General features: G+C 52.7%; 10 protein-coding genes and 1 pseudogene. 8 read left to right on the top strand and 3 right to left on the bottom strand.

Annotation, left to right across the window (positions count from 1 at the left end; translation table 11 throughout):
- The 8 genes and pseudogenes from BN8_RS07910 to BN8_RS07875 all read left to right on the top strand — a co-directional run.
- A pseudogene (locus BN8_RS07910) lies at positions 1–269 on the top strand (type 1 glutamine amidotransferase domain-containing protein); the annotation flags it as partial.
- Positions 270–356: 87 nt separating this feature from the next.
- Positions 357–671, top strand: coding sequence for a putative quinol monooxygenase (locus tag BN8_RS07905; protein ID WP_040005532.1), 315 nt, complete (start codon positions 357–359; stop codon positions 669–671).
- 81 nt (positions 672–752) lie between these two features.
- Positions 753–1,415, top strand: coding sequence for a putative quinol monooxygenase (locus BN8_RS07900; protein WP_009281307.1), 663 nt, complete (start codon positions 753–755; stop codon positions 1,413–1,415).
- Between the two features lie 113 nt (positions 1,416–1,528).
- Complete coding sequence (locus BN8_RS07895) at positions 1,529–2,278, top strand: DJ-1/PfpI/YhbO family deglycase/protease (RefSeq protein ID WP_051041011.1); 750 nt, start codon at positions 1,529–1,531, stop codon at positions 2,276–2,278.
- 84 nt (positions 2,279–2,362) lie between these two features.
- Positions 2,363–2,959, top strand: a complete 597-nt coding sequence (locus BN8_RS07890) for a (2Fe-2S)-binding protein (RefSeq protein WP_009281305.1) — start codon at positions 2,363–2,365, stop codon at positions 2,957–2,959.
- 96 nt (positions 2,960–3,055) lie between these two features.
- Positions 3,056–4,042 (top strand): FAD binding domain-containing protein, encoded by a 987-nt coding sequence (locus BN8_RS07885; protein WP_009281304.1) that lies wholly within the window; start codon positions 3,056–3,058, stop codon positions 4,040–4,042.
- 54 nt (positions 4,043–4,096) lie between these two features.
- On the top strand, positions 4,097–6,442 hold the full coding sequence (locus tag BN8_RS07880; protein ID WP_009281303.1) for a xanthine dehydrogenase family protein molybdopterin-binding subunit: 2,346 nt from the start codon (positions 4,097–4,099) through the stop codon (positions 6,440–6,442).
- Positions 6,443–6,503: 61 nt separating this feature from the next.
- Complete coding sequence (locus tag BN8_RS07875; RefSeq protein WP_009281302.1) at positions 6,504–7,730, top strand: low temperature requirement protein A; 1,227 nt, start codon at positions 6,504–6,506, stop codon at positions 7,728–7,730.
- A 388-nt stretch (positions 7,731–8,118) separates the two neighbouring features.
- On the opposite strand, the gene BN8_RS33190 is transcribed toward BN8_RS07875, so the two are convergent.
- The 3 genes from BN8_RS33190 to BN8_RS07865 all read right to left on the bottom strand — a co-directional run bounded on the left by BN8_RS33190 (position 8,119) and on the right by BN8_RS07865 (position 9,612).
- Positions 8,119–8,265: a hypothetical protein gene (locus BN8_RS33190; RefSeq protein ID WP_192579028.1), complete on the bottom strand. Its 147-nt coding sequence runs from the start codon at positions 8,263–8,265 to the stop codon at positions 8,119–8,121.
- A gap of 191 nt (positions 8,266–8,456) precedes the next feature.
- Positions 8,457–8,816 carry a hypothetical protein gene (locus BN8_RS33185; RefSeq protein WP_040005530.1) on the bottom strand — a complete coding sequence of 120 codons (360 nt, stop codon included), beginning with the start codon at positions 8,814–8,816 and terminating at the stop codon, positions 8,457–8,459.
- A gap of 136 nt (positions 8,817–8,952) precedes the next feature.
- The gene (locus BN8_RS07865) at positions 8,953–9,612 is read right to left on the bottom strand and encodes a tetratricopeptide repeat protein (protein WP_009281301.1); all 660 of its coding nucleotides are present in this window, start codon (positions 9,610–9,612) and stop codon (positions 8,953–8,955) included.
- Positions 9,613–9,639 lie beyond the last annotated feature (27 nt).

The following is a 9,639-nucleotide window of genomic DNA, read 5'->3' as shown; positions in this document are numbered from 1 at the left end:
ATGGATCGTATCTGGTGAAAGGTAAACATGTAACGGGTTTCAGCGCGGCTGAGGAAGCGGGCTATGCCAAGGATGATGTGCCTTTTGAATTGGAAGATTTATTAAAGGAGCGCGGGGCCGGCTATAGTGCTGTCGACCCCTGGCAACCACATAGCATCACCGACGGCCGACTGGTAACCGGGCAAAATCCGGCTTCTGCTCAGGGAGTAGCTGAAAAGGTAATCGCTATTCTGGACTCTGTTGATGCTTTACAACCAGCTAAAGCGTGAGTGATAAATGAATGCTAACCTTCTTCCAAAAGTGGAGGAGGGTTGCTAAAAAGTATATTTTTTTAAAGAAAGTATTCCATTGTTAGCATGAACGGAGGCCCAATAACTACAGTTGCCGAATGGCGTACAAAGAGTGGCCAGCTTGAAGAAGTACTCAAGCTGCTAGCCGAAGTTGTCCAAAAAAGTAGAGAAGAGAATGGGAATCTTTTCTACACTGTCTATCAAAGTTATAATGATCCCAATACCTTGTTTTTAATTGAGGGATATAAAGACGAATCCGCCTTGGATGCGCACCGTAATTCAGATTATTTTCAGCGAATTGTGATCGGGAAGATTGTTCCATTGCTAGATAATAGAGCGGTTTCACAAGTAAGAACGTTGGATTATAAAGGAGATACGTAAGCTTAGAATTCTCCATATAGCCAAAACAAAAGTAGCCTGTTATCAACGTGTTTTCTTTTCGTCCCTAAATCACATCCCAAAATGCAACCTCTAAAAAACGATGGCCTTACTGCTCAGCTGACTAAATACATAACCAAACCAAGCTATCAAAACCAATTTCGTCTAACGCTGAGTACGTATGTAACCCAGGCGCTTGAGGCTGAGGGAAACATAATGGCCGAGGCCTACGCTGAAATTGAGAATCCCAACGTACTGTGGTTGATTGAGCGCTGGAAAAATCAGCAAGCGCTTACTGCGATGCTAGCCAGCATTCAAGACGACAATTTTGACCAGCTGACAAAAGAGGGACTCACGGATCCCGTTGAGAAGATATCGGTGACGGATCTAGAACCCCTTTCCAAAGAGGCTTGGCGCAGACTACCCGATGCCAACGACGACCCGATGACCGTGATGCTATTCGTCGATGCTAAGCCAGGCACGCAAGATGAATTTAAAAAACGGTACCATGCAGCAATGCCTGCAATTCGTGGCGAAGATGGTGTAGTCACCTACCAACTTACCCAACTCGACGGACTCGATACAAGATTTCTGACTTACGAGAAATTTCGCAATGCCGAGGCACTTCAGATTCATCTAAAGTTTCCGCCGGTCGGGCCAATCCTTGACTTCCTCCACACGTCCATTACGAACCCGCCTTTTGAGCAATGGCTACATAAGCTAAAGCTATTTGCTCCTTCAACATAGATCTAGTACCCTGCTTTTTTTGCCAAACCCACTACTCCTCAGTAAACGCTATCAAACCAGCCGAGCCAGTGTTTTATATTCAAAAAAAATACCCATTACCAAATCAATTCATTATGGTTACTCAACAGAATACCACACACGAATTGGAGATAATCCAACAATTAAGCAGCGCACCAGCGGTGGCCGCTATGCCCGTTGCCCATCTGCTTAATGCCCCTGGCAATGAAGGATTACGACAGTTTTTCTTCGATCCGATCGACGATGATCAGCAGTTGGCTGGTCGGAAAATTGCCGTCATTGCCGCCGATGGTTTCGAAGAGATCGAGTTGCTCGGACCCGTATGGTATTTCCGCGCCCTGGGTGCCCAGGTCGATGTCGTATCGATGAAGGCGAACCCAGCCCCGGCCCGTTTTGGGCTGACTATGCCAGAAATGGCCCAAGATCATATTATGGCCATCCAGTACTTACAGCCTGTTGGCTGGGTTAAGGTAGATCGGCGAGTTGATGAAATCCAGGTAGCTGACTACGACGCTATTTTCATTCCCGGAGGAGCCTGGAACCCCGACAACCTGCGCAACGACAAAGATGTCATCGCCTTCATTCAGGCCTTCAACCAGTCGGGCAAGCTGGTGGCAGCCATTTGTCACGCACCGGTCGTACTAGCCACGGCCGACATCTTGAAAGGCAAAAAACTGACCGGCTACTGGAACGTGCATACCGACCTCGTTAACGCCGGCGGACAAGTACTCGACCAGTCAGTAGTGGTTGATGGTAACTTAATCACCAGCCGTCACCCGATTGATGTGGCTGATTTCTCCCGGACTGTGGCCGAGTGGCTAACCGAAAACAAGAACGCGAAGTAAACCTAAGCTCCTTCGCGCTCCAGGACGCGGAGCGCGACGGGCTTCCGGTTACCTTTCCATTAGTTCATCCATTTCCCTACCGCTATGGCATCTGAATGGTCTCCGGGCAGCAGCTCACGGCGAACCTTTATCAAACAAACCACTGGCTTGGCTGGACTGACGCTGGCACCCATGAATCAGGCTGAACCCTCAGCGCCCGGCCCTACCCTAGTGCAGGGCGCTACTGAGCTGTCTTTACGCATTAATGGCCGAGTTTACTCGCTACGCGCAGAGCCCCGTACGACCTTGCTTGATGCGTTGCGGGAATATCTGCACCTAACGGGGACCAAAAAAGGCTGTGATCACGGTCAGTGCGGAGCCTGTACCGTCCACGTAGATGGTGAGCGCATCACCTCTTGCCTTACGCTGGCGATCATGCAGCAGGGTAAGCAGATTACAACCATCGAAGGGCTGGCTAAGGGCGATCAGTTACACCCCATGCAGGAGGCTTTCCTCAAGCACGATGGTTTTCAATGCGGGTATTGCACACCGGGGCAGATTATGAGCGCCGTAGCCTGCATACGGGAAGGCCACGCTACGTCCGATGATCAATGTCGAGAATGGATGAGTGGGAATATTTGCCGATGTGGCGCTTACCCCAATATCCTGGCGGCCATACGAGAAGTGGCGTCCAGCCAGTAATACACGACGCCTAACTCAATCGTATCGTTCTGAGACGTTGCCCGTTCCGTATCATCAACAACTTATCTTACGTGTCACCGGTCAAGCTAGTTACCCATGAATGACTTTCACTATGCCAAGGCTAGTACGGCTAAAGAAGCTGCGGACTTGATGAACGATCAGCCAGGGGCAGTGTATCTGGCTGGCGCTACGACGCTGCTCGATTTAATGAAGGCCAACCTGGCGGCTCCGCCCCTATTGATCGACATCAACACTCTGCCCTTTAAAGGCATTGAGCAAACCAAGGACGGGCTTCGCATTGGAACTATGGAGCGAATGAGTACTGTAGGCGAAAACCCGCTTGTTGTACAGGAGTTCCCGGCCGTGTCGCAATCATTATTGCTAGCGGCCTCGGCGCAGCTGCGCAATATGGCCAGCATCGGTGGTAACTTACTACAACGTACCCGCTGCGGTTACTTCCGCGACGCTGCCTTCCCCTGCAATAAGCGCCAGCCCGGTTCCGGCTGCCCTGCCCTCACCGGCGATAACCACAACATGGCGATTCTCGGCACCAGTGAACGTTGCATTACGACCAGCTACCCTGGCGATTTGGCGGTGGCACTGCTGGCCTTCGATGCTGTGCTTATTTTGCAGAATCAAAAGGGCAAACAGCGCCAAGTGCCCATCAACGAGTTTTACCTGCTACCCGGCGATACTCCACATCGTGAGAATGTACTGGAAGCGGGCGAACTGATCGTAGCTGTACTCATACCGACCGCCACCCACGCTCAGCACTCGACCTATCTGAAAGTGCGCGAGCGGACCAGTTACGCGTACGCCCTGGCGTCGGCGGCCGTAGGTCTTGATGTACAGAATGGTATCATTCGCTCGGCGCGGGTAGCCCTGGGTGGCGTAGGTGCTCAGCCTTGGCGCAGCCCAGCCGCCGAAAAAGTGTTAACAGGAGCGCCAGCCAACCGAGCCACGTTTCAAGATGCTGCCTCTGCCGCGCTCCAGAACGCCAAACCGCGAAGCGAAAATGCCTTTAAAATAGAACTAGCTCAAAACACGCTGGTACGCGCACTGGAAACCGTGGCAAACGCCTAGATGAACTAGTGCATTCTGCCCTAATCTACTTCGTTTCAATACTCCTTTAGGCTTATGAATCCAACTAATAACCCCACGTTTGCTGATCAGCAATCCTCATCGGACGTTGTGGGCAAGCCACTGGTCCGAGTCGATGGGCGAGCTAAAGTGATGGGAGCAGCCGTGTATTCGGCCGAGCACAACCAGCTACCCGATCTGGCTCATGCCGTGATCAAAACCAGCGACGTAGCGAAGGGTCGTATCACGGGTTTTGACGATAGTGCAGCCAAACGGATACCGGGCGTATTGGGCATATTTACGCACCTTAATCTACCCCCACTGGCGCAGACGCCTAGCACATCAGAAGGCAAAAAGAAGATCGCGCTGGCCATGCAGATGAGCTTTACACCGCTAACCTCCGACCAGATTTTTTACGCCGGACAGCCGGTAGCCATTGTGGTGGCCGATACACTGGAGCACGCTCAGCATGCGGCCGCACTATTAAAGGTGTCCGTTGTTGCGGAAACGCCCGTGGTTTCCTATCGGGATACCCAGGCAAAACTGTTCACTCCAACTGAGGGCGCGGCTGCTCAGGTACCAGCCAAGCGCGGGGATGCTCAGGCGGCCTTTTCCAACGCTCCGGTGCAACTGACGCTTACCTGCCAGCATGCCACCAACCACCATAACCCCATGGAGCCGGGGGCTACCATTGCTCACTGGGAAGCAGCTGATCGCGTGACGGTATATGACACCACGCAGGCCATAGCCTCAACGCACAAAGCGCTGTACGTCATGCTGGGTCTGCCACCCGACAACGTTCGGGTGGTCACCAAGTTCCTTGGCGGAGGCTTTGGCAGTAAGCTCACGATGTGGCCTCACACGGTACTGACGGCGCAGGTCGCCAAAGCCGTTGGCAGACCGGTGAAGCTGGTGCTGACGCGGCCACAGATGTTTACCAGCATGGGCCATCGTGAGGACCAGCAGCAAACCCTGCGTTTGGGTGCGACTAAGGAGGGTAAATTACTTGCTCTGCTCCACGAAAAAATTTCAACGACCTCGCCTTGGGACAACTACGCTGAAATGAACAGCAAGATTGTGCACATGCTTTACGCCTGCCCGAATTTTGATGCCTCGGTGAAGCTAGCCCGGGCTAATGTCATGACCTCTACCTATATGCGCGGCCCCGGCGAAGCTCCTGGCTCGTTTGCCATCGAGTGCGCCATGGATGATTTAGCGTATCAGGTGGGGCTTGATCCGATTGCTATTCGACTGTTGAACCATGCTGACAAAGACCCCGGTACGGGTAAACCCTGGAGCAGCAAAAGCTTGAAGCAGTGCTACGAGCGTGGCGCGGAATTGTTCGGATGGGGCAAGCGCAACCCCAAAAACGGTGCAACTCGTCAGGGAAACAAACTCGTTGGTTGGGGCATGGCTTCGGGCTCCTACCCGGTACACGACGCCCAAGGCAACGCCCGCGTACGACTGTATGCCGATGGTCACGCCCTGGTGCAGGCCGCTGCCACTGACTTGGGCACGGGTACGTATACCATTATCACGCAGGTAGCGGCCGACTCCCTGGGTATAGCTCCCGAAAACGTGTACTTCGAGCTGGGCGATAGCGCGTTGCCCACCACAGCCATGTCGGGCGGGTCCCGGGCAGCTGGCACGGTGTCGTCTTCCGTTTTCCTGGCCGCTCAGGACGTGTGGCAAAAACTTATCAAGCTAGCGATTGCCGACCAACATTCGCCCGTCTACAAAGCTAAGCCAGCCGACGTGGAGGCTGTGAAAGGCCGGCTTCAATTGAAGGCCGATTCGACCAAAGGCGAAGCTTTCATCACCCTGATGCAACGCATCGGTCTGGATGACTTGGAAGGAGTAGCGACGGGGCATTACGGCAGCAGCTACGAGTCGCCCGAAGCGACGCTGAATACGCCCCAAGCCAAGAAAGATGACGCAGCCAGTCACTCGATGCACTCCTTCAGTGCGCATTTCTGCGAAGTAGAGGTAGATACCGAGCTAGGCACGGTGCATGTGACGCGCTGGGTAAGTGTAGTGGCGGCTGGGCGCATTCTGAATTCCATGACGGCCCGTTCCCAGGTTATAGGAGGCAGTATTTTTGGCATCGGAGCGGCCCTAATGGAGGGCACCGTGCGTGACCCGCACCTAGCCCGCTATACCAACGCCAGCCTGGCGGATTACCACGTGTGCGTCCACGCCGATATCCCCGAAATGACGGTAGCATTCATTGACGAGGAGGATCGATATATCAACGCTATGGGCGTGAAGGGCCTGGGCGAGGTATCGATTGTAGGAACCAGCGCAGCCGTCAGTAACGCCATTTTCCACGCTATTGGTCATCGGCTGACCTCGCTACCCATTACGCCCGACAAGGTGCTAAAAGCCCTGCGGAAAACACAGTAAGTCGTTGCGATTCGTTGATCCCGTTCATCGAATGGATTTAGGGAAATGCTAAGAACTAGCCATGAATCCGCCTTCGCCTGACAACGTACCTCGTCTGAGAACTACCGATCCGCCGGGCCCGCGCACACCTGCGCGTATTGAACTACTAACCGACTTAGCCTTCGTGGTTATACTCGGGCATTTAGTCAGGCGCCTGCTCGCTGAACCCAGCCTGGACGCATTAGGACACTTACTATTACTGCTTGTACCCGTATGGTGGTTATGGCATGGGCTAACATTTTATGCCAATAGATTCAGCGTGGACAACGACCCGATTGAGTTTTTATTCACCGCCGTGGAGTTGCTGGGACTACTAATTATGGCGGCCGCCATAGAAACTGCCTTACTTCGCCACCAGGCCACGGTGATATTCGTTTGTACGTACTTCGGCTTACGCGTCCTACTCTATCTCAAATACATCCGTGCCCGGCAGTATGTACCGGTTGCCCGGCCTTTTATCTTCCATGTGCAGATCGGCATTTGTCTGGGATTGGCCTGCTGGGTTGGGGCTGGTCTGGTACCAGCTCCAGGTAGTTATTACTTGTGGGGGCTGGCCTTAGCGGTGGAGACACTCACTCCCTTAGTAGCGGGTGGGCTACGTTTGCAAAGACGCTTCCCCCCTGATGCTCGTCACCTGCCAGGTCGGGTGGCCACGTTCACTACATTGATGCTCGCGCAGGTCGCATCTGGTATTGTCATGGAGTTGTATCAGAGAGGTTTCCGTTTGGATAGCGTATGCCAGACATTGCTGGCGGGAATAATCTTACTGGGTCTGTGGGCTTCCTACTTTGACTACGTATATTATTCGCCTGCGCAGGCCCTCAGTGAACATCAACGCACCGGCCCTTTCTGGTCATGGCTTTATCTTCATCTGCCCTTGACCCTACTTCTTTTAATAAGCGGGGTGGGATTGGCCTTAACTATTTACCCAAAGCCCGGCTTAGCCCTCACTAGTTGGTTACTTGGAATCGGCGTGGGCGGCTGCTATATAATTACAGGGCTTCTGGCCTTGGTTAATCTGTGGGCTAATGGGCAAAGTAAGCCCAACACCAAGCTGAAGATTAGTATACGATTAACGATAGGCTCTACCCTAGTATTGGCTGCACCATGGGTCTCCCCGGTGCTTCTACTGGTGCTCTGTGCAGCAACCAGCCTAGCAGTAATTCTTACTGATCAACTAGGGTCCTTCGTCCCTGTCGATGATCCACCAACGATTGCTTCCCGTTTTGCCAGTAGTCCTTCAAGTTAAAAGTATGTTTGGGATTTAGAGCTGGATTAGAATTAGATAAGCGCCTGCTTTTCTTCATGTTGCGAAACAAAGTAAGGTATGGTGACCTTGTATCAGCCCCTGACCGCAGCCGCGGACGGTCGCAACGGCGGACCGTAGACGCTCCGTGCGGTTCCCCGCCGGGACATGTTATCACTTAATTATTGCCAGTCCAACGCAAGTGTCGACTGGCGATAAGGGAAGTTGTTGATGCTATTCTGTACATCTTGCTCACTGGCCGGTTCGCCGGTGCGATGTCAATGGCGAAATCTCCCTGCAAGCTTTCCTGCAGGTCCAGCTGTCTGTTACTATCGCTCCGGCGCCCCTGCTCTATCGCTGGAAACAGAACGGATATTTGGAGAGGTTGAATTTAGCTTTGAATAAAGCCAATCGGGTGCGAGAAGGTCAACAGGAAACTCCTTCGTTGCTTTGCGTAGATAATCAAAGCCGGTCCGCCGGTGCCGGCGTAATCCTGTCCTCTAGTGGAGACACGCACAAAGATAGCAACAGGTATCATGGCTGTGTTGAATCTTTGGAGAATTGTTATATTAGGGAAGCTGTGTAGAAAGAATGAACCATTATACTAGTACACTGTGCTGACGAAATCATATTGACAGCCTTAGATAAAGGAAAATGGCTAATTCATGTTCATGCGTTAGTCATTTTCTTAGTGTATTGCCGTAATCACCTGTTTTGAGCAGCGGAAAATCACGGGATGTCGCAGCGCGTGTAACCAAACCGAGTCAACACAACTTTTCGGGAAGCGGCTGCAAAAATAGCCTGACAGGGAGGAGCCTCATCCTGTGGCTGAACATCTCTGAAGTCAAAATAAAACGGTTGGCCGGCTCGTACAGTGTCTGGTATTCCCAGAAGCTCAATGACATTATTCTCAAATGAGTTCTGACCTGTCGGGATCCTCGAATTGACCTCTCTGTTAAGGACTTTAACGGCTACTGCGCTACAGCCGGTACCGTATACTCGCCCCACATAGGGCAGGCAGTCCGCTCCGTCGTTGGGGTGGCACGCCTGCATGACTGTGACCATCAGAATAACCAATATGTTTTTCATGGCATGAGCGATTCCAACAGCATGACTCCTGAGGCTGTCATTCCGTTGGAATCGCTCACGTTTTTTCGTTGCAACTGCATTCCACCAATACAGAAGTGTTCCAGGCCACTCTCTAAGCAGGAGCTGGCACCTTCGGTTACTTCTGCGCGGTCGGCTCTTCGCATTTCTTCAGCAGGGCCTGAGCGCTGCTCTGCCCCCACGTCGGGTTGATGGTGTTGCCCGCCGGCGTCTGCTCAAAGATCCGGGCTGCTTTGGCCGCTAACTGGCAGGCCATCGCCTTGTCGCCACCGAACCCTTCGGGAGCACTACGTTTCAACTGCGCCAGCACAACCATAGCACGCGGGTTGTTCGGGTTCTGTTTCAATGCCAGTTGCAAAGCCTCCGCACCAAGGGCCGAATATTTGGGTCCGCGGCTCATGAAGTCGACGTTGATGCGAGCAAAGTGAATGGTTGCTTTCAGGCACGATATTTCTGAGTTGTTCGGGCTGAGCGAGTCGGCCCGGCTGGCGTAGACTTCGGCTTTGTCGGCCCAACTGTCGATCTGGCTTTTATCTTTCTCCTTGTTGGCCAGGTTCATGGCGCACATCCCGGCGTAATAATAGGGCAGCCATTGCGACTTCTCGACCGCGCCAATCCGGTCAAAATTGTTCATCAAGCCAATCAGTGAGGATGCCGTGCGTGCCGTATCAAACTGGGCCAGGTTCTTTTCCATCGCTTTCTGGTACTTATCGCTTTGAGCCGATGTCGTATAAGGTAACGTAACAAGGCTGATGAGGGTAATAACAAGCGCTTTCATAGTTGTAAATTGGGTTATTGGATTTGT

This window comes from Fibrisoma limi BUZ 3 (genome assembly GCF_000296815.2).
Taxonomy (GTDB): Bacteria; Bacteroidota; Bacteroidia; order Cytophagales; family Spirosomataceae; genus Fibrisoma; species Fibrisoma limi.
The sequence above is the reverse complement of the archived record's forward strand: the minus strand, read 5'-3'. Positions and strand labels throughout refer to the sequence as shown.